The 20,023-nt window shown below is 62.3% G+C and carries 15 protein-coding genes; 5 read left to right on the top strand and 10 right to left on the bottom strand.

The window, feature by feature from the left end; translation table 11 throughout:
• The first annotated feature begins 155 nt into the window (after window positions 1–155).
• From NKI66_RS18965 to NKI66_RS18975, 3 genes are all read left to right on the top strand, one after another.
• Complete coding sequence (locus NKI66_RS18965; RefSeq protein WP_023808493.1) at window positions 156–371, top strand: hypothetical protein; 216 nt, start codon at window positions 156–158, stop codon at window positions 369–371.
• Window positions 372–377: 6 nt separating this feature from the next.
• Window positions 378–818, top strand: a complete 441-nt coding sequence (locus NKI66_RS18970; protein ID WP_023808494.1) for a hypothetical protein — start codon at window positions 378–380, stop codon at window positions 816–818.
• Between the two features lie 223 nt (window positions 819–1,041).
• On the top strand, window positions 1,042–1,386 hold the full coding sequence (locus tag NKI66_RS18975; protein WP_023808495.1) for a hypothetical protein: 345 nt from the start codon (window positions 1,042–1,044) through the stop codon (window positions 1,384–1,386).
• A gap of 33 nt (window positions 1,387–1,419) precedes the next feature.
• Here NKI66_RS18975 and NKI66_RS18980 read toward each other — a convergent pair whose 3' ends face one another.
• The 4 genes from NKI66_RS18980 to NKI66_RS18995 all read right to left on the bottom strand — a co-directional run bounded on the left by NKI66_RS18980 (window position 1,420) and on the right by NKI66_RS18995 (window position 6,852).
• Window positions 1,420–3,039 (bottom strand): ABC transporter ATP-binding protein, encoded by a 1,620-nt coding sequence (locus tag NKI66_RS18980; RefSeq protein ID WP_023808496.1) that lies wholly within the window; start codon window positions 3,037–3,039, stop codon window positions 1,420–1,422.
• Between the two features lie 16 nt (window positions 3,040–3,055).
• Complete coding sequence (locus NKI66_RS18985; RefSeq protein WP_127295647.1) at window positions 3,056–4,180, bottom strand: ABC transporter permease; 1,125 nt, start codon at window positions 4,178–4,180, stop codon at window positions 3,056–3,058.
• On the bottom strand, window positions 4,173–5,096 hold the full coding sequence (locus NKI66_RS18990) for an ABC transporter permease subunit (RefSeq protein WP_027035849.1): 924 nt from the start codon (window positions 5,094–5,096) through the stop codon (window positions 4,173–4,175). The genes NKI66_RS18985 and NKI66_RS18990 overlap by 8 nt, the downstream gene beginning before the upstream one ends.
• Before the next feature lie 163 nt (window positions 5,097–5,259).
• Window positions 5,260–6,852, bottom strand: coding sequence for a peptide ABC transporter substrate-binding protein (locus NKI66_RS18995; RefSeq protein WP_023808499.1), 1,593 nt, complete (start codon window positions 6,850–6,852; stop codon window positions 5,260–5,262).
• A 368-nt stretch (window positions 6,853–7,220) separates the two neighbouring features.
• On the opposite strand from NKI66_RS18995, the gene NKI66_RS19000 reads away from it, so the two are divergent.
• Window positions 7,221–7,676: a TadE/TadG family type IV pilus assembly protein gene (locus tag NKI66_RS19000; RefSeq protein WP_502900946.1), complete on the top strand. Its 456-nt coding sequence runs from the start codon at window positions 7,221–7,223 to the stop codon at window positions 7,674–7,676.
• Window positions 7,677–9,458: a TadG family pilus assembly protein gene (locus NKI66_RS19005; protein ID WP_352752537.1), complete on the top strand. Its 1,782-nt coding sequence runs from the start codon at window positions 7,677–7,679 to the stop codon at window positions 9,456–9,458.
• A gap of 11 nt (window positions 9,459–9,469) precedes the next feature.
• Here the strand turns inward: NKI66_RS19005 and bglA are convergent, their stop codons facing one another.
• The 6 genes from bglA to glgB form a co-directional block, all read right to left on the bottom strand.
• The gene (gene bglA, locus NKI66_RS19010; protein ID WP_352752539.1) at window positions 9,470–11,092 is read right to left on the bottom strand and encodes a beta-galactosidase BglA; all 1,623 of its coding nucleotides are present in this window, start codon (window positions 11,090–11,092) and stop codon (window positions 9,470–9,472) included.
• Complete coding sequence (glgX, locus tag NKI66_RS19015) at window positions 11,079–13,094, bottom strand: glycogen debranching protein GlgX (RefSeq protein WP_352752541.1); 2,016 nt, start codon at window positions 13,092–13,094, stop codon at window positions 11,079–11,081. The genes bglA and glgX overlap by 14 nt, the downstream gene beginning before the upstream one ends.
• Before the next feature lie 255 nt (window positions 13,095–13,349).
• Complete coding sequence (locus tag NKI66_RS19020) at window positions 13,350–14,978, bottom strand: alpha-D-glucose phosphate-specific phosphoglucomutase (protein WP_352752543.1); 1,629 nt, start codon at window positions 14,976–14,978, stop codon at window positions 13,350–13,352.
• A 3-nt stretch (window positions 14,979–14,981) separates the two neighbouring features.
• Window positions 14,982–16,427, bottom strand: coding sequence for a glycogen synthase GlgA (gene glgA, locus NKI66_RS19025; protein ID WP_128302923.1), 1,446 nt, complete (start codon window positions 16,425–16,427; stop codon window positions 14,982–14,984).
• Between the two features lie 3 nt (window positions 16,428–16,430).
• On the bottom strand, window positions 16,431–17,696 hold the full coding sequence (gene glgC / locus NKI66_RS19030) for a glucose-1-phosphate adenylyltransferase (protein ID WP_023808506.1): 1,266 nt from the start codon (window positions 17,694–17,696) through the stop codon (window positions 16,431–16,433).
• A 52-nt stretch (window positions 17,697–17,748) separates the two neighbouring features.
• Complete coding sequence (gene glgB, locus NKI66_RS19035; RefSeq protein ID WP_023808507.1) at window positions 17,749–19,962, bottom strand: 1,4-alpha-glucan branching protein GlgB; 2,214 nt, start codon at window positions 19,960–19,962, stop codon at window positions 17,749–17,751.
• Window positions 19,963–20,023: the final 61 nt, after the last annotated feature.

Genomic DNA, 20,023 nt, shown 5'->3' on the forward strand with positions numbered 1-20,023 from the left:
TCATGCTTTGGCGGCGCCGTCGGCAAGACCATTGCGGCCCACGACCAGACTTAGGTCCGACCCCTCCCCGACCGAAGTCCAGGGTTGGAAACGTTTGCCCTTGCCCCAAATTCGAGTGGCGGGCAAAAAATGATCAATGAACTATGAGCAGCAGCATGTCGAACCGTGAGACCAAGAAATCCTATGCCCTGAGCATGCGCATGACAGAGATCAAAGCCAGGATGCCGGAAGCCCAGATTACCGAAGACGAGATGAAGACCTTCCAGAAGGTCGCAGCCATCATGGAGGGCGGCGAGGGCCCAATCGAGGTTGACGATCTGATTGCCGCGTCATTCCTCACCGAGACGACGCTGAACAGCCAGAAGCGTTAAGCGACCATGCCGACGATTTGCAGACTTTTTGATTCCCCCGTCGATGCGGCGCGGGTCGCCAGCGACTTGGTGGCAGCCGGAATTCCTCGCGTACAGATCGCGATCATCGGGCCTTACAATGACGAGGCGGGATCTCTTCGGGTTTCCGCTTTGGGATCGTTATTTGGCGCTGCCGCCGGCGGGTTGGTCTGCCTGAGTGCCGTTGCGGCCTATGGCATCAATCCTGTTGCTGCGGGCGTATTGCCAACAGCGGTGGCTGGCGCGGTCTGTGGCGGCGTTGCCGGTCTGTTTGGAACATTCGCCACGGCCGCCATAAAGGCGGATGATCAGGAGGTTGCCGAAGGGGTCGTTCTGGTGACGGCGCATGTCGATGAAAATGACGCCGACATCGCTCAGACAGTGCTCGGCGGTTGCCCCCCGTCGAGGTTCGTGGCCGAGGCAGCGTAGGAAAGGCCGCCCCGACGTCGCCGGAACCGGTACTCTCCGTTTGCCAGCGATTGAGCCCAACACTCGGCAGATAGCAATTCCAGTGACTGAGATGTTCCTGCGTCGGCCGCAAAGGCCGGGCCCAGTGGGAGGTTTCTTCGAGGCCGCATATTTTGACGAAAAGGTCTGTCGGTCTTAGGGTCGTGAACTTGATGGAGTCAGTGAACGGCGGGCCGAGTGCGACATGAATTTGAATTCAACCACAGCCTCGCCCTTGATTCTCGTGATGACGCTGGTTCTCGTCGCTGGCTGTTCATCGCTCGGCAGAACCGTCGATCCAGCGAAATACGATTCGATGACGTGCACCGACCTCAACAGGGCGATGGGAGACGTCGCCCGTGACATCTCGCAAACGGCAATCACCCGCGGCAAGGTCGCCAACACCAATGTTCCACGCTGGCTGCTCGGCGGCTCACGCGTGAAGACCGCGGTGGCCAACCGTGAAACAGCCAGGATCGACCGGCTCAAGCAGCAACAGGATGCCATTGCCGCTGTGCGAGCACGCAAGTGCCCGAGCTCCACAAATTGAGCGGACAGCCAGTGTATCGGTGCGAAGCCTGGTTCAGGCGCTCAGGCGAAATCGCGTCATGTCGATCGCGGCGGCCATCAGCGTCTGTGTGTAAGCGTGCCGCGGATCGCTGAAGATCGCCTCGGTCGGCCCCTCCTCGACGATCTTGCCCTGTTTCATGACGATGATGTAGTCGGCCATGGCGCGCACGACCGACAGATCGTGGCTGATGAAGAGATAGGACAATTCGTGGTCCGCCTGCAGCTTGCGCAACAGTTCGACGATCTGTTTCTGCACAGAGCGATCGAGCGCCGAGGTCGGCTCATCCAATACCACCAGCCTGGGCTTCAGGATCATGGCGCGAGCAATGGCGATGCGCTGCCGCTGGCCGCCGGAGAATTCGTGCGGGTAGCGATTGCGTGCGTTGGGGTCGAGGCCGACCTCGCGCAAGGCGTCGACCGCGCGTTGATCACGCTGCTTGCCCGAGAGATCAGGCTCATGCACCAGAAGTCCTTCGGTGATGACCTGGCCGACGGTCATGCGCGGCGACAGCGAGCCGAACGGGTCCTGGAAGACAAGCTGCATCTGGCGCCGCAGCGGCCGCATCGCCTGCCTGTCGGCTTGGGAAATGTCGCGATCGCCGAAACGGATAAGCCCGTCGCTCGGCAACAGCCGCAGCAAGGCGCGGCCGAGCGTCGACTTGCCCGAGCCGGATTCACCAACGATGCCGATGGTCTGGTTGCGCTGCAGCCGGATCGAGATGTGATCGACGGCACGCAGCATCAGCGGTTCACCAGCAAGAAACCCGCCGCCAATCCTGAACGTCACTTCGACATTTCTGCCTTCAAGCAGCACCGGAGCATTGGCGGGCGGCGGCGCCTTGCTGCCGGTCGGCTCGGACGCCAGCAGCATTTTCGTGTAGGCATGCTGGGGATTGACGAAGATGGCCTCCGCCTCCCCCTCCTCGACAACCTCGCCCTGGCGCATGACATAGACCCGGTCGGCAAAGCGGCGGACGATGCCAAGATCGTGGGTGATGAAGACGATCGCCATGCCGAGCTTGCGCTGCAATTCGGCCAGAAGCATCAGGATCTGCGCCTGGATGGTCACGTCGAGCGCCGTCGTCGGCTCGTCGGCGATCAATATGTCAGGGTCGTTGGCGAGCGCCATCGCGATCATCACACGCTGGCGCTGGCCACCGGACATTTCATGCGGATAGGATTTCATCCGCCGCTCGGGATCGGGAATATGCACCAGCCGCAGCAGCTTGAGCGCCTCTTCCCGCGCGTCGGGGGCATTCAGGCCCCGGTGCCGGCGGATCGGCTCGATCAACTGATTGCCAATCGAATAGAGCGGATCGAGTGAAGTCATCGGCTCCTGAAAGATCATGCTGATCTTGCGGCCACGAACCTGGTTGAGCTCGGATTTGCTGAGCGTCAGAAGATTGCGGCCGCGATAATCGACGCTGCCTGTCGCTTCGCCATTCGATGCCAGCAGGCTCATCGCCGCCATCATCGTCTGGCTTTTGCCGGACCCGGATTCGCCAACCACGGCAACGGTCTCGCCTGATTTGACGTGGATGTTGATGCCCTTGACCGCCTCGACCGCGCCGTCCAGCGTGCGGAAGCGGACACGCAAATCCTTGACGCTGAGGATCGTTTCGGAAGCAGCCATCTCGGCGATCCCCATCTTAGCGATCCCTTGGGTCGAGTGCGTCGCGCAGGCCGTCGCCGACGAAATTCAGCGCGAACAGCGTCGAGACGAGGAAGAACGCGGGGAACAGGAGCAGCCAGTTGGCGGTGCCGATGTTCTTGGCGCCGACCGAGATCAGCACGCCCCAACTGGTCATCGGCTCCTGCACGCCGAGCCCCAGGAATGACAGGAAACTCTCCAGGATGATGACCTGCGGCACCAGCAGCGTCATGTAGATGACCACCGGGCCGAGCAGATTGGGAATGACGTGGCGCAGCAGGATACCGCGCTGGCCGACACCCATGGCTTCCGCCGCCTGGACATATTCCTGCCGGCGGATCGACAGCGCCTGGCCGCGCACGATGCGCGCCATGTCGAGCCACAGCACGGCGCCGACCGCCAGGAACATCAGCACGAAGTTGCGGCCGAAGAACACCACCAGCATGATGACGAAGAAGATGAAGGGCAAGGAATAGAGCACGTCGACGATGCGCATCATCACCTCGTCGATTTTGCCGCCGGCAAAGCCGGCAGCGGCCCCGTAGACCACGCCGATGACCACCGCCACGACACCCGCGAGCAGGCCGATGGCCAGCGATATGCGCCCGGCCATCAGCGTGCGCGACAACAGGTCCCGGCCGGTGTTGTCGGTGCCGAACAGGAAATATTGCTGCTTGATCGAGGCGCTCATCGTCACTTCGAGACCGTCGGGCGACTTGCTCTCGATCTTGGTGCCGTCAAAGGCATCGGAACGGTCGAGATAACGGATGTTGCGATCGTCGATCGGCCTGGTCGACTTGACGGTGACGAAGACCTGGTTGCCTTCCTGCCGCCACTCCTTGATGTCGACCCGCATGCGCTTGATCGCTTCGGTAAGCGCCGTCTCGACCATGTCGGCCTTCGGATAGGCTGACAGGCTTGGCGGCATGCGCACATAGTCGGCATAGATGGTAGTGTATTGATGTGGCACGAACCACGGCCCGAATACGCTGACGACACCGATCAGGGCAAGGTAGTACAGGCTGAACATGGCGGCGCGATTGGCCTTGAGACGCGCCCAGGCATCCCCCCAGAGTGAACGGCCGATGACGGCGGGGGCGGCTGTGGCTGCGATGTCAGTCATAGCGCACCCTCGGATCGACGACCGCGTACATGACGTCGACGATCAGGTTGAAGACAATGGTAAAGATGGCGATCACCACCACCGTTCCCATCACCAGCGTGTAGTCACGATTGAGCGCGGCATCGACGAAATAGCGGCCAACGCCTGGAATGGAGAAGATCGTCTCGACAATGACCGAGCCGGTCAGCAATGCCGCCGCCGCCGGACCGGTGAAGGAGACGATCGGCAGGATGGCGCCGCGCAGCGCGTGCTTGACCACCACCGACCAATCGGACAGGCCGAGCGCGCGCGCCGTGCGGATGTGATGGGACCGCAAGGATTCGATCATCGAGCCACGCATCAGCCGGGCGACGATGGCGATCTGCGGCAGAGCGAGCGTCAACACCGGACCGACCTTGTTGATGAAAGCGCCATCGCCCCACCCACCGATCGGCAGCAGCCTCCAGGTCAGCCCGAACAGGAGTTGGATCACCGGCGCGATGACGAAGGTTGGGATGGTGCTGCCGGCCGTCGCCAGCGCGATCACCGTATAGTCGCCAAGCTTGTTCTGGTTAAGCGCCGCAATGGTGCCGAGCACACAACCGAGCAGCAGCGCCAGGACGAGCGCCGAGGCGCCGAGCTGAACCGATATAGGCAGGCCCTTGGCGAAGAGTTCGGTGACGGTGAAGTCCGGCATGTTGTAGCTCGGGCCGAAATTGCCGCGCAGCAGATTGCCGAGATAATGGACGAATTGCAGCCAGAGCGGGTCGTTGAGGCCGAACTGGGCTTCGAGATTGGCCTTGATCTCGGGGCTCAGCCCCCGCTCTTGGTTGAATGGGCCGCCCGGCGCGACGCGCATCAGGAAAAACGCCATGGTCACGATGACGAACAGCGTCGGGATGGCGGTCAGAAGCCGCCGTAATACGTATCGCAGCATCGGTGCCCCGCTTGATCCAGAGCAACGCGCGTCCAGCCGGACGGTTGCGCTCTAGCCTTCAAATCTTCGCACCGACATGCCGAAAATCGATTCCGGTTTCCGGACCGATGCGATGGCAAACCAGCACCGCCGCGCATTGAGTTGCGCGGCGGCCGGCTAAGGATCAGTCCTTGCTGATGAAGCGGGACGGATGGATATCCATCACATTGTCGTCGAAGCCATGCAGCTTCGAGGAAACGATGTCGTGGAAGCTGTAGTAGAGAAGCGGAATGTTACCGACGTCATCGACAAGGATGCGCTCGGCCTCAGCGAGGTCCTTCATGCGCTCTTCCGGCTTACCGCCGGCAGCCGCCGCCTTGTCCATGGCCGCTTCATATGCCGGGCTGACATAGCTCGAATAGTTGTTGCCGCTGGCCTTGCGGGTGATGCCGAGGAAGGTCTCCGGATCCTTGTAGTCGGCGATCCAGGCGGCACGCGCCACGTCGTAGTCGCCCTTCTGCTCGAGGAAGGAGTAGTGGGTCTTGGTGTCGGTGTTGACGAGCGAGACGTCGACGCCGAGCGGCTTCAACTGTTCCTGGATGGCGACGGCCGTGTTCTTGTGGTTTTCCGACGTGTTGTAGCGGATCTCCATCTTCAAGGGATGCTCGGGCGTATAGCCGAGTTTCTCGAGGGTCTTCTTGGCAGCGTCCTCGCGGTCGATCTGCGACATGTCGGCGTATTTGGCCGTTGCCGGCGAGTAGCCCGCGATGCCCGGAGGCACCATCGAATAGCCAGGCAGCATTGAGTTCTGCCAGACCTTCTCGGCGAGGAAGTCGCGGTCGATCGCCATCGAGATGGCGTTGCGCAGTTCGACATTGTCCCACGGCGCCTTGTCGGTCTTGATCGCATAATAATAGGTGCCGAGATAAGGTCCGACGCGGACCTGGTCGCCGAACTTGGTCTTGAGGTCAGCGAGCTGTTCGGTCGGCAGGTCGCCGTAGCTGTCGAGTTCGCCGGCCTCGAAGCGCTTCATCGCCGATGAGCGGTCTTCGGTCGGGATATAGTTGACGACGTCCATCTTGACGGTCGCGGCGTCCCAGAATTTCGGATTCTTGACCAGCTTCATGTGGTCGTTGGGAATCCACTCGGCCAGCGTATAGGCGCCGTTCGAAACGAGATTACCCGCCTTGATCCAGTCGGCGCCGAGCTTGTCGATCGAAGCCTTGTTGACCGGATAGGTGGCCTGATGGGTCAGCATCTCCAGGAAGTAAGGCGTCGGCGCCTTCAGCGTGACTTCGAGGGTATTTGCATCAATCGCTTTGACACCCATATCCTCCGGCTTGCCCTTCTTGGTGTTGACGTCCTCCGCACCCTTCACCGGGTACAGCATCGAGGCGTATTCGGCAGCGGTGGCCGGATCTTCCAGCCGACGAAACGAATAGACGAAGTCGTCCGCCGTCACCGGGCTGCCATCCGACCAGAGGCCATCCTTGCGCAGCTTGAAGGTGTAGACAGTGCCGTCGTCGGACACTGTCCAGCTTTCGGCCGCGCCCGGAATGAGGTTCGTCTTCTGGTCATGCATGACCAGGCCCTGGAACAGGTCGCGTATGATATCGGCTTCGTAGACTGTCGAGGTCTTGTGCGGATCGACCGTCTCCGCTTCGGCGGCGCTGCCTCTGTTATAGACGGTCTCGGCGAAAGCCGGCGTGTAGAACGTGCCGGCGGCCAGCGCCATGGTCGTGGCGAGCACCGTCGCCTTCAGCATGTTTTTCAGCATGAAGTTCTCCCTGTCGGCGCTGCCGTTGGCGCGCCTATTAAGTGTTGACGCCCCGGAGCCGATATCTGACCCCTTTGAGCGCGCCGCTGGTTCCCGTCCTGCGGCTCGTGCCCAGACACTAACGCGGAGAATTTTTATTTCAACAGACTCTCTGGGTCACCCATAGTAAGGCGGACGAAAGCTATGGCGTGGCCGCTGAAACACCAGCCGAAACCAGAAGCTTGACTTGGTTTCTTCACCTCGACGCCATTTTTCACCGCGAATCGGAGCCACGCCAGTTTGCCGGAATGTCTTAATGCGTTCTTAAGCAACCACAGGTTACATTACGATTGCCTTCTATACAGTTCGATCTCAGACGCGTGGCGGCTATGAGCAACGGAGCAAGTAAATTGCCCAAAGTCTTTCAATTGGTGCGAAAACTTCAAGAAGAACGTGGAACTTCTGCGGTTGAATTTGCCTTACTCTCACCGATCTTCATTCTTCTTCTACTCGGAATGGTTGCATACGGTATATATTTCGGCGCCGCCAACTCGATCCAGCAGATCGCAGCGGATGCCGCCCGCACGGCAATTGCCGGGCTGAACCAGACCGAGCGCCAGACGCTCGTGGCCAGCTTCGTCACCAACAATGCCGGCGGATATCCCTTCGTGGATGTCAGCAAGTTGACCTACCAGGCCAACGACAGCGCGGCCGATGGAAGCCAGTTCGTGGTGGCCATCCAGTACGATGCCCGCAACCTGCCGATCTGGAACCTTTTCCCGGGCATAGCCATGCCCGGGACCACCATCAAGCGCCAGTCAACGATCAGGGTCGGGGGCATTTAAATGCTGCTGCATGCGTGCAATGGGATCGGTCGGCTTGCCCGGTTGATGCTGGGTGACAGGAAAGCGAACTTCACCGTCATGGCGGCATTGAGCGCGCCGGTGGCGCTGGCCCTGGCCGCGGTGGCCATCGACGAAGCCTCGATCTACACCGAGCGCCGCGAAGCACAGGCAATGGTGGATCTGGCGGCGATCACCGCCGCCTCGAACATGACCAAAGTCAACACAGCGGTTGTCACCACGCTGACCGACAACGGCATGCCAGGGGTTGTCGTTCAAAGCTCGGGACAGACGATCGAGCCGGCGGCCGGCAAAACCGTCGTGACGGTCACGCCCGGGAGATATGTGGCATCCGGGGCCAATGTGGGCCAGCGTTTCCAGGCCAGCATAACACCCTACAATGCCGTCCGCGTCACCCTGAAGAAGATCCCTGCCCGCTATTTCGCGAGTTCGCTGATCCCCACTCCCGTCATCGGCACCCAAGCCACCGCCAGCATGACGCCGCAGGCGACGTTCTCGGTCGGATCGAGGCTCGCCAGCCTCAATGGCGGCATCCTCAACGCGCTTCTCGGCGGACTTCTCGGCAGCAACATCTCGCTCAGCGTCATGGACTACAACGCGCTGATCTCGGCGGATGTGAGCGTGCTCTCCTTCGTCGACGGCGTTGCCACACAGCTGAACCTGACCGGCGTGTCGTATTCGGATGTGCTGGCATCGAAGGCGACCGTCGGCCAGATCGCCACGGCCATGGCCAATGTGCCCGGGCTTGGCAACACGGCCAAGGTCGCCCTGCAGACGATCGCGTCCAAGTCGACCAGCACGGTAAAGATCCCGCTCAGTCATCTGGTCGATCTCGGCTCCGTCGGCAAATTGGGCCTCGGGCAAAGGCCCGCCGGCCTCGGCGTCGATGCCAGCGCCTTGGGAATGCTGACGGCCGCTGCCGGACTGGCAAACGGTTCGAAGCAGGTCGACGTCGCCCTCGGCGCCACCATTCCCGGGGTGCTGTCGACCACGCTCGCCATCGCCATCGGCGAACCGCCGCAATCCTCGCCATGGCTGGCGGTTGGAGAAGCCGGCACCGTGGTGCGCACCGCGCAAACGCGCATCAAGCTGCTGGTCACGGTCGGCGTCGGCAATCCAAACCTGGGCGGCGGCATCAGCCTGCTGTCGGTCAAGCTGCCGCTGAATGTCGAAGTGGCCTACGCCGAGGCCAAGCTGACCGACATCAGCTGCCCGACCGGCCCCGACAGCCTGAAGGTTACCATTGCCGCGAAGCCCGGCGTCGCCGCGGTGAACCTTGCCGCCAGCGACGCCGATAACAGCCCCACCGCTTTCGCCGATTTCAGCAACCCGCAGTCGTTCTCCGACGCCAACATAGCGGATGTCAGCCTCAATCTGTTGCTGCTAAAAATCCCGCTAATACTGGTGAAGGGGTCGGCGGGTGCCGATATCACCAACGTCAGCCCGACCAACCTGGTCTTCAACAAAACCGAGATCGCCGCCAAAACCATCAAGACGACGCCGACACGGGACCTGACTCAGACGCTGACAACATCACTGGTCGACAAGTTGTCACTCTCCGTCAACGCGCTGGGTATCCTCGGGCTTGACGTAACCGCCCTGCTCGGCGCAGTGAAACCTGCGGTGACGACGCTCTTGAAAACCGTGACCGCACCAGTCGACACATTGCTTTACAATCTGCTCGATACGCTCGGCGTGCATCTCGGCGAAGCCGATGTCCGGGTCACCGGCGCGACATGCGGACGTGCGGTGCTGGTGCAGTAACGGTCCGGGTATCAGTCGAGCCTGCCAACAAAGGCTCCGAGCGCTGGCAGCAAAAGCTCGGTCTCGACGACCGCGGCATTGCCATCCAGCTGTACAACCGCTCCGATGTCCCCCCGCAACTGCCAATTGGCCGATCCCTCGGCGAAATTAAAGACACAGAGCAGTCTTTCGCCGCCGCCCTCGCGAATGAAAGCGAGCACGTCACCCTCGGCGTCGAGAAAGCGGATCGAGCCTGATACCAGCGCCTCATGCTCTCCGCGCAAGGCCAGCGTGGTCCGATAGGACTTCAGCACCGAGGCCGTGTCGGCATTCTGGACGTCGACCGCGTGGGTGCGATGGCTGGCCGGTATCGGCAGCCACGGCTTGGCCGTGGAGAAGCCTGCATTGTCGGCGCCGGCCTCCCAGACCATCGGCGTGCGACACCCATCCCTGCCCTTGACGCCTGGCCAGAAGCGGATGCCGACGGGATCGCGCAGATCCTCATAGGCCAGTTCCGCCTCCTCCAGGCCCAGTTCCTCGCCCTCATAGAGGCAGATCGAGCCGCGCAGGCAGGCGAGCAGCATGATCGAGAATCTTGCGACCGCGTCGGGATCGCTATCCGGCCTTGTCCAGCGGCTGACATGGCGCACGACGTCATGGTTGGAGAATGCCCAGCAGACCCAGCCGTCCGCAACTGCATTTTCAAAGGCCTGGACACAGCCGCGAACATGCGCCGCCGAGAACTGCGGACCGAGCAGGTCGAACGTGTAGCACATATGCAGCTTGTCACCGCCGGAGGTATAGGCGGCAAGCGTCTGCAGCGAGCGGCCTTCGTCGCCGATCTCGCCGACCGCGGCGCGGTCTTCATACTCGTCGAGCAGGGCCCGGAAGCGCTGGAGGAACGCCAGGTTTTCCGGCTGCGTCTTGTCGAACAGATGCTCCTGGTAGAGGTAGGTGTTGGTCTCTCCGTTGGTGCCGGCGACGCTCGACGCCAGGGGCGGATTGCTGCGCAGCCAGCGGTCGTGGACATAGTAATTGACCGTATCGAGCCGGAAGCCGTCGACGCCGCGCTCCAGCCAGAACCGCACCGTGTCGAGAAGCGCGTCCTGGACCTCCGGGTTGTGGAAATTCAGGTCGGGCTGCGAGGCAAGGAAATTGTGCATGTAATACTGCCGGCGGGTCGAATCCCATTCCCAGGCTGGGCCACCGAAGACGGAGAGCCAGTTGTTGGGCGCGCCGCCATCGGGCTTGGTATCGGCCCAAATGTACCAGTCGGCCTTGGGATTATCGCGGCTGGCGCGGCTTTCGGCAAACCAGTCGTGCTTGTCGGACGAATGCGACAGCACCTGGTCGATGACGATCTTCAGGCCGAGGCGATGCGCCTCGGCGACCAGCGCATCGAAGTCCTCGAGCGTGCCGAACATCGGATCGACATCGCAGTAATCCGACACGTCGTAGCCCATATCGGCCATCGGCGACTTGAAGAAAGGCGACAGCCAGACTGCGTCGACACCAAGCGAAGCGACATGAGCGAGCCTCGACGTAATGCCGGCGAGATCGCCGCTGCCGTTGCCGGTCGTGTCCTGGAAGGAGCGCGGATAGATCTGGTAGATGACGCAACCGCGCCACCATCCGGTCTTGTCACCTGCCGCCATTGCGCTTCTCCCCTGTGCCGGCTTGCGCTCGTTCGATCATGAAGATCACCGCCCGTCCCGATATCGGTCGCGAGCTGTCCGCTGGCTCGGCGGTTTCGAGGGCTGGCACCCAGCAAAATCCTTCACGCTCAGGCAAGGTGAACATGCAGGCCCGACGATCGCCGTTGACGAGCACCGCAAGACGGCGCTCGTCGTCGCTGGCGCCACCCAGGATCATGACAAGACGGTGCTGCTGCGGATCTTGCCAGCCTTGTCCATCGAGCGGCGTGCCCGTTTCGGTCAGCCATGCGACGTCCGGCGTCCCCGAACCTGCCTGCGGCTGGCCAGTTAGGAAGCTTGTATCGAAGAGCGCCGGCATCGACCGGCGCAGCCTCGAGAGTTCCACCGTGTAGCGCTCCAGCGCCTGGTCACGGCCGGCCCAGACGAGCCAGGTGATCTCGTTGTCCTGCGCATAGGCGTTGTTGTTGCCTTGCTGGGTGCGGCCGAATTCGTCGCCCGCGGTCAGCATGATGGTGCCGCGTGAGGCAAACAGCGTGGCGAGCAGCGCGCGCTGATCGTTCAGGCGAGCAGTTGGTACGGCCGGATCGTCCGCATCCCCTTCGGCGCCGTTGTTCCAGGACAGGTTTTCATTGTGGCCGTCGCGGTTCTGCTCGCCATTGGCTTCGTTGTGCTTGCGCTCGTAGCGCACGATATCGGCGAGCGTCATGCCGTCATGGGCGGCGATGAAATTGACGGTCCGACTGGCGTTTTGCCTGTTCGTTGCGAACACATCGGACGAACCGGCAAGCCGGGTCGCCAGCGCACCGACCATGCCGGCGTCGCCGCGCCAGAAGCGTCTGACATCGTCGCGATACTTGTCGTTCCATTCGAGGAAGGGCGGCGGGAAATTACCGAGCTGATAGCCGTCGGAACCGATGTCCCACGGCTCGGCGATCAACACCCGATCGGCCAGCAGCGGGTCGTCGCGCATCGCTCTCAGCAACGACGCCTCGGCATCGAATGTTCCTTCGACCCTGCCCAAAATGGGCGCCAGGTCGAAGCGGAAGCCGTCGACGCCGGCATCCCTGACGAAATGGCGAAGCGTGTCGAGGACCATCTCCTGGACGACAGGATGGTCGCAAGCGACCGTGTTGCCGGTGCCGGTATCGTTGGCCAGCCCGCCGTCTGATGAGTGCCGGTAGTAGGCCTGGTTGTCCAGACCGCGCAGCGACAACGTCGGGCCAAGCCAGTCGCTCTCGCCGGTGTGGTTGAAGACGAGGTCGAGGATGACGCCGATGCCAGCCTCGCGCAGCACGGCGACCGTGTTTCGCAACTCCATGACGCCGCCCGGCGCCAAACGCGGATCGAGGGCCATGAAAGTCACGGGATTGTAGCCCCAGGCATTGCGCAGCCCGAGCGGCGGCAAATGTCGCTCGTCCATCGACGCGGTCACCGGCATCAGCTCGACCGCGCCAACCCCCAGTTTTTTCAGATGCTCGATAACCGCCGGGTGAGCAAGTGCGGCGACTGTTCCGCGCAATTCTTCGGGAATGTCCGGATGCAGCATGGTGAAGGCGCGCACCGGCACTTCGTAAATAAGGCCGCCCGGCTGGAATAGCGGCGGGGCAGCCTGCACCGGCTTCGGCAGCGCAGCGGCAATCGCCTTCGGCATCAGCGGTGCGGTATCAGCGCCCTCGCCCCGGCGCTGGGCCAGCCGCCAGTCATAGACATAGGACCTGTCGATCTCGACGGCATAAGGATCGGTCAGGAGCTTGGCGGGATCGAACCACAGTCCGCGTTCCGGCGCGTAGTCGCCATCGGCGCGAAAGCCGTAGCGGATGCCCTGGCCAAGGCCCGCAACGAACAGCGCATGGACGCCCTCACCTTCCGGCTGCAGTTCGAGCCGTTCGATCTCCCGGTTGCCCTGCTCGTCGAAAATCGAGACCCAAAGCCGACGGGCGGCCTGCGACCAGGCGGCAAAGCGGATGCCTTCGCGGGTGACGGTGGCGCCGAGCTGGGTCACTGGAAAATACCGCCAAGGTTAGCGCGCTGCACCCCCCTCTGCCCTGCCGGGCATCTCCCCTTCAAGGGGGGAGATCGGACCGTCGCATCGCTTTCGCCAACGGCCAACGCAGCATGAGGAACGAGGCGCTGAAACTGCCGATCTCCCCCCTTGAAGGGGAGATCGCCGGGAGGCCAGAGGGGGGTGCAGCGCCATACGCCCGTCATTATCTGACCTGGCGCTCTGCGAGAGCTATGGGCGCGTGCAGCGCCACCCTCAAGTAATCACACTTGGCTCGGCGCGGCCGGTATGGCTGTGAATCCCGGCAATATCATCGGCCGCGGCTATCAGATCGGCAAGGGCGGCCTGGGTGTCGAGGTCGTGCCTCGACTTGTCCGACTCGTAGCGCTCGATATAGACGCGCAGCGTGGCACCTGACGTGCCGGTGCCGGACAGCCGAAAGACCACCCGCGAACCACCTTCAAACAGCACCCTGATGCCCTGATGCTCGCTGATCGAACCGTCGACGGGATCGTGATAGGCAAAGTCGTCGGCGCTGGCGATTGTCATGCCGCGCACGCTGGCACCCGGCAGCGCGCCGAGCTTGGCGCGCAGTTCGTCGACCAATGCGTTGGCGCGGTCGCTCTCAACCTCTTCATAATCGTGCCGCGAATAGTAGTTGCGACCGTAGGTCGCCCAGTGCTCGGCGGCGATCTGCTTACAGCTTTCGCCCCGCGCGGCAAGGATGTTGAGCCACAAAAGCACCGCCCAAAGGCCGTCCTTTTCGCGGACGTGGTTGGAACCGGTGCCGGCACTTTCCTCGCCGCAGATCGTCGCCATGTCGGCGTCGAGCAGATTGCCGAAGAACTTCCAGCCGGTCGGCGTCTCATAGAGGGCGATGCCGAGTTTTTCGGCGACGCGGTCGGCAGCGCCACTGGTCGGCATCGAGCGGGCGATGCCCTTCAGCCCGCCCTTGTAGCCGGGCGCCAGGCGGGCGTTGGCGGCAAGCATGGCAACCGAGTCCGACGGGGTGACGAAAATGCCCTTGCCGATGATCAGATTGCGGTCACCGTCGCCATCCGAGGCAGCGCCGAAATCCGGCGCGTCTGGTCCCATCATCTCGTCATAGAGGTGCTTGGCATGGACGAGGTTCGGGTCCGGGTGATGGCCGCCGAAATCCGGCAGCGGCTTGAAATTGCGGCAGGTGCCGTTGGGCGCGCCGAGCCGGTTTTCCAGGATCTCCTTGGCGTAGGGGCCGGTCACCGCGTGCATGGCGTCGAAGCGCATGCGGAAGTCGGATTTGAACAGTTTGCGCAAGGCATCGAAATCGAACAGGCTTTCCATCAGTTCGGCATAGTCGGCGACCGGGTCGATGATCTCGACCGTCATGCCGGCGGCCTTGACCGTGCCTGTTGTGTCGATGTCGATCGGATCGATGTCGGCGATCTTGAAGCTCGAAATCGCCCTGGTCTTTTCGAAGATCACGTCGGTCAGCTTTTCCGGCGCCGGGCCGCCATTGCCGGCATTGTACTTGATGCCGAAATCCTCATGCGGACCGCCCGGATTGTGGCTGGCCGACAGGATGATGCCGCCAAAGGTCTTGTATTTGCGGATGACATGCGAGGCGGCCGGCGTCGACAGGATACCGCCCTGCCCGACCATCACCTTGCCGAAGCCGTTGGCGGCCGCCATGGCGATGGCCTTCTGGATGACCTCGCGGTTGTAGAAGCGGCCATCGCCGCCAATCACCAGGGTCTTGCCCTTGAAACCGTCGAGCGCGTCGAAGATCGACTGGATGAAATTCTCGGCATAGTGCTCCTGCTGAAAGACAGGCACCTTCTTGCGCAGGCCCGACGTGCCGGGCTTCTGGTCGGAATAAGGCTTGGTGGGGACGGTGCGTATCATGCTTCAGGCAACCCTTTTCGAAAGCAGAGAGCGATAGAGTTCGACATATTTTTCCGCGCTCTTGTCCCATGACACATCGGCCTTCATGCCCTGGCGCTGCAACGATTCCCAGACCGCCGGACTGGCATGTGCGTCGACGAGGCGGCGGATGGCGTGCAGCAAGGCACCGCCATTGTTGGGCGCGAACTGGAAGCCGGTGGCGACGCCGGCCGAAACGGCAGCCTCATTGGCGTCGATTACCGTGTCGGCAAGGCCGCCGGTGCGGGCAACCACGGGTACGCAGCCATAGCGCAGGCCGTAAAGCTGCGTCAGCCCGCACGGTTCGAAGCGCGAGGGAATGACGATGGCGTCGCAGCCGCCTTGCATGATGTGCGACAGCCCCTCGTCGTAGCCGACGACGACCCCAATGCGGCCGCGATGCCGGGCGGCGGCGGCGAGCAGCGCGCCTTCGAGGCCGGCATCGCCCGAGCCGAGGATGGCCAGGCGCGCGCCGGTCGCAACAATGCCGTCGACCGCTGTCGCCAAGGTATCCATGCCCTTTTGCCAGGTTAGGCGGCTGACGACGCAGACGATCGGGCTGTCGTCGCGCTCAAGGCTGAAGCGGTCTTCCACGGCAACCCTGTTGGGCGCGCGCGCCTTCAGCGTGCTAGCCGTATAGGTGGACACCAGGTGCTTGTCGGTTTCCGGATCCCAGATGTCGGTGTCGATGCCGTTGACTATGCCATAGAGATCGCTGGAGCGCATGTTGATGAGGCCGTCGAGGCCCATGCCGAATTCCGCCGAGCGGATCTCCTGCGCGTAGGTCGGACTGACCGTGGTGATCGCCCAGGCGGCCTGCAGGCCGGCCTTGAGGAAGCCGACACCGCCATAATATTCGACGCCGTCGAGCGCCATCGCCGCTGCCGGCAGGCCGAGTTCGCCAAAGATGGCGGCGCCGAACTGGCCTTGGAAAGCGAGGTTGTGGACAGTCATCATCGATGGCACGCCGACCGCCTTGCCGTAGCGCATATAGGCCAGGGTCATCGCCGACTGCCAGTCATGGGCATGGACGATGTCGGGTTGGTAGCCAGAGATGGCGCCACCGGCGATGTCGCCGCCGACCTGGCTCAACGCCGCGAAACGCCGCCAATTGTCTGGCCAGTCCACGCCGGTGGCGTTGCCGTAGGGACCGCCGGGACGGTCGAACAGATGCGGCGCATCGAGCACGAACAGTTCGAGCCCGGCGAGTTGGACTGAATGGACGGAGGCCTTGCCGCCCTGCAGCAAGGGATATTGCAGAACCGCCCGCTTCTTCTTGAAGGCGGCCATGACGGTCGGAAACCCTGGGATGAGCGTGCGCACGGTCACGCCCTTGCCCGCCAAGGCAATGGGCAGCGCGCCGGTCACGTCGGCAAGCCCTCCGGTCTTGATCAGCGGAAAGATCTCGGGCGTGACCGACAGAACCTGCATGCGTTAGAGCCCTAACTTGTCGATCATGTCCTGGGTGACCAGGCAGATGCCTTTCTCCGAGACCCGAAAGCGCTTGGCGTCGAGGACGGGATCTTCGCCGACCACCAGGCCTTCCGGTATCCTAACACCATGGTCGATGACCACGCGCTTCAACTTTGCGTTCCGGCCGACATGAACGTCGGGCAGCATGACGACTTCTTCCAGCGTCGAAAAGGAATTGATGCGCGCGCCGGTGAAGATCAGGCTTCTTTTGAGCGACGCACCGGAGACGATGCAGTCGCCCGAGACAAGCGAGGACACGGCCGAACCGCGGCGGCCATCCTCGTCATGCACGAACTTTGCCGGCGGCTTCAATTCGGCATAGGTCCAGATCGGCCAGTCGCGGTCGTAGAGGTCGAGTTCAGGCGTGATGTCGGTCAGGTCGATATTGGCTTCCCAATAGGCGTCGACCGTTCCGACGTCGCGCCAGTAGGCCTCGTTCTCGGCGGTCGAGCGGACGCAGGATTTGGCGAAGCGATGCGCGATCGCCTTACCGTGCTGGACGATATAGGGGATGATGTCCTTGCCGAAGTCGCGGCTTGAGCCCGGCTCGGCCGCATCGCGGCGCAATTGCTCCATCAGGAATTTGGTCTTGAACACGTAGATGCCCATCGAAGCCAGCGCGAATTCCGGCTTATCGGGAATGCCGGGCGGATCGGCGGGTTTTTCGACGAAGGCGATGATGTTGTCCTTGGCATCGACATGCATGACGCCGAAGCCGGTGGCTTCCATGCGCGGCACTTCGAGGCAGCCGACGGTGACATCGGCATTGGCGTCGACGTGCTGGCGAAGCATCATCTCGTAGTCCATCTTGTAGATGTGGTCGCCGGCCAAGATCACCATGTATTCGGGCCCGTAGGCCTCGATGATGTCGATGTTCTGATAAACGGCGTCGGCGGTGCCTTCATACCACTGCGTTTCCGAGACGCGCTGGCTGGCCGGCAGGATGTCGAAACTCTCGTTTCGCTCGGGCCGCAGGAAGTTCCAGCCGCGCTGCAGATGACGGATCAGCGAATGCGCCTTGTACTGGGTGGCAACGCCAAGGCGGCGAATGCCGGAATTCAGAGCATTGGAGAGCGCGAAGTCGATAATGCGCGTCTTGCCGCCGAAATATACGGCCGGCTTGGCACGCCGGTCGGTCAGTTCCCTGAGGCGGCTCCCACGGCCGCCGGCCAATACATAGGCCATGGCATCGCGCGCCAGCGGCTGGGTCCGTTTCAAGTCTGCCATTTCTACCCTCCCAAGTTACTCGATATCGCCGTTTTACTCAGTCTCGACGGGCTCAGTCGGCAACGAGCTCGAGCATGATCGTCGACAGCGGCGGCAAAAGCATCGTCGCGGAGATGCTTCCTCCCTCCGCCCGTGCCTCGACCATGCCGCCATTGCCCTTGCCGGACCCGCCATATTCGGAAGCGTCGGTGTTGATGATTTCGCGCCATTTGCCTGATATCGGCAACGGCACGCGATAATTGTCACGCGGCACCGGCGTGAAATTGGAAATGACGGCCACCGGGCTGCCGCCCGGTGCACTGCGCAGCCAGGCAAAAACCGAATTCTGGCTGTCATCGACGATCAGCCAGGAAAACCCTTCCGGCTCACAATCACGGCCATGCAGGGCCGGGCGCGAACGGTAGAGATAGTTGAGATCGCGCACCGTCTGCCAGACGCCGCGATGCGGCCGGAATTCAAGCAGGTTCCAGTCGAGCGCGCGCGCCTCGCTCCATTCGCGGCGCTGCGCGAACTCCTGCCCCATGAAAAGCAGCTTCTTGCCGGGATAGCCCCACATGAAAGCGTAGTAGGCGCGCAGCGTCGCAAACTTCTGCCAATCGTCGCCGGCCATCTTGCCAAGCAACGTGCCTTTGCCGTGCACGACCTCGTCATGCGAGAGCGGCAGCACGAAATTCTCGGAGAAGGCGTAAGTCAGGCCGAAGGTGAGGTCGTTGTGGTGGTGCTTTCGGAAGATCGGTTCCTTGGAGAAATACTCCAGCGTGTCGTGCATGAAGCCCATATTCCACTTGAAGCCGAAGCCCAGCCCGCCTTCATGCACCGGTGCCGAGACCTTCGGCCAAGAGGTCGATTCCTCGGCGATGGTCATCACGCCCGGATGGTGGCCGTAGACCTCCTTGTTCATCTTCTGCAGGAAGCTGACCGCCTCAAGGTTCTCGCGGCCGCCTTTCTCGTTGGGGATCCATTCGCCGGCCTTGCGCGAATAGTCGAGGTATAGCATCGAGGCGACCGCATCGACGCGAAGTCCGTCGACATGGTATTTCTCGGCCCAGAACAACGCATTGTTGACTAGGAACGACACCACCTCGCGGCGGCCGAAATTGTAGATCGCGGTGTTCCAGTCGGGATGAAACCCCTTGCGCGGATCGGCATGTTCATAGAGCGCGGTGCCATCGAAATTGGCCAGGCCGTGCTCATCGACCGGGAAATGCGCCGGCACCCAGTCGAGAATAACGCCGACGCCGGCACGGTGGGCGCCGTCGACGAAGCGGGCAAAGCCGTCCGGATCGCCAAAGCGGGCCGATGGCGCGTAGAGCCCGGTCGTCTGGTAGCCCCAGGACGGGTCATAGGGATGTTCAGAGATCGGCATGAATTCGATATGGGTGAAGCCGGTCTCGACCACATAGGGGATGAGCCGGTCGGCCAGTTCGTCCCATGACAGGAACGTACCGTCGTCGCGAAGCTGCCAGGAACCGGCATGGACCTCATAGATCGAAATGGCTTCGCGCCGGTGATCGGCATTGCGCCAGAAATTGCGATGCGCCTCATCGCCCCACTCATGCGCCGGCGGCACAGCAACGACCGAAGCGGTGGCCGGACGCAGTTCGGATTTGAAGGCGAACGGATCGGCCTTCAGCGGCAGCCTGACGCCGTCGGGGCCGATGATCTCGTATTTGTAGGGCCGGCCAGCACCGATATCGGGAATGAACACCTCCCAGATGCCGGTGTCGCGGCGGTCGCGCATCGAGTGCCGGCGGCCGTCCCATTCGTTGAAATCGCCGACCACAGAGACACGCCGCGCATTGGGAGCCCAGACGGCGAAATGCACGCCGGTGGCGCCTTCGTGCTCGATGACATGAGCGCCGAGCTTGTCGAACAGCCTGAGATGCGATCCCTCGGCGATGTAGTAGTCGTCCATCGGCCCGAGCACCGGACCGAACGAATAGGGATCGGTCAGCCACCAGTCGCCGCCGGCATTGCGCGCGTGATAGCGAAGCGGTTGCCGCTTCTTGATCGAGAGCTTGCCTTCGAAAAAGCCGCCATCGTCGCGCCTGGACAATTCACCCGCGATGGTGCCGGTCAGCGTATAAGCGGTGACGAATTCGGCATTCGGAACAAAGCAGCGGGCCACAAAACCCTTCCCAGCCTCCTGAACACCGAGAACGGCAAACGGATCGCCATGCGTACCGGCAACAATCGCCGCAACATCGCTGGCTGCCGCCAGTCCGTCCGGCCCGCTTGTCGCAGCGGTCGCGCGCGGCTTCTTCATCAGGCAGTGTCCCTCCCCAGGCACCGAGTGTTTGTTTCTAGTGGTGTGATCCGACTTTTAA

Origin of the sequence: Mesorhizobium sp. M0518 (assembly GCF_040321125.1) — a bacterium.
In the GTDB taxonomy this organism is placed as follows: Bacteria; Pseudomonadota; Alphaproteobacteria; order Rhizobiales; family Rhizobiaceae; genus Mesorhizobium.

What these genes read in the sequence shown, in the direction of transcription:
- NKI66_RS18965 (WP_023808493.1), top strand. Translation starts at nt 156, where the DNA reads ATGTCGAACCGTGAGACCAAGAAATCCTATGCCCTGAGCATGCGCATG.
- NKI66_RS18970 (WP_023808494.1), top strand. Translation starts at nt 378, where the DNA reads ATGCCGACGATTTGCAGACTTTTTGATTCCCCCGTCGATGCGGCGCGG.
- NKI66_RS18975 (WP_023808495.1), top strand. Translation starts at nt 1,042, where the DNA reads ATGAATTTGAATTCAACCACAGCCTCGCCCTTGATTCTCGTGATGACG.
- NKI66_RS18980 (WP_023808496.1), bottom strand. Translation starts at nt 3,039, where the DNA reads ATGGCTGCTTCCGAAACGATCCTCAGCGTCAAGGATTTGCGTGTCCGC.
- NKI66_RS18985 (WP_127295647.1), bottom strand. Translation starts at nt 4,180, where the DNA reads ATGACTGACATCGCAGCCACAGCCGCCCCCGCCGTCATCGGCCGTTCA.
- NKI66_RS18990 (WP_027035849.1), bottom strand. Translation starts at nt 5,096, where the DNA reads ATGCTGCGATACGTATTACGGCGGCTTCTGACCGCCATCCCGACGCTG.
- NKI66_RS18995 (WP_023808499.1), bottom strand. Translation starts at nt 6,852, where the DNA reads ATGCTGAAAAACATGCTGAAGGCGACGGTGCTCGCCACGACCATGGCG.
- NKI66_RS19000 (WP_502900946.1), top strand. Translation starts at nt 7,221, where the DNA reads ATGAGCAACGGAGCAAGTAAATTGCCCAAAGTCTTTCAATTGGTGCGA.
- NKI66_RS19005 (WP_352752537.1), top strand. Translation starts at nt 7,677, where the DNA reads ATGCTGCTGCATGCGTGCAATGGGATCGGTCGGCTTGCCCGGTTGATG.
- bglA (WP_352752539.1), bottom strand. Translation starts at nt 11,092, where the DNA reads ATGGCGGCAGGTGACAAGACCGGATGGTGGCGCGGTTGCGTCATCTAC.
- NKI66_RS19020 (WP_352752543.1), bottom strand. Translation starts at nt 14,978, where the DNA reads ATGATACGCACCGTCCCCACCAAGCCTTATTCCGACCAGAAGCCCGGC.
- glgA (WP_128302923.1), bottom strand. Translation starts at nt 16,427, where the DNA reads ATGCAGGTTCTGTCGGTCACGCCCGAGATCTTTCCGCTGATCAAGACC.
- glgC (WP_023808506.1), bottom strand. Translation starts at nt 17,696, where the DNA reads ATGGCAGACTTGAAACGGACCCAGCCGCTGGCGCGCGATGCCATGGCC.
- glgB (WP_023808507.1), bottom strand. Translation starts at nt 19,962, where the DNA reads ATGAAGAAGCCGCGCGCGACCGCTGCGACAAGCGGGCCGGACGGACTG.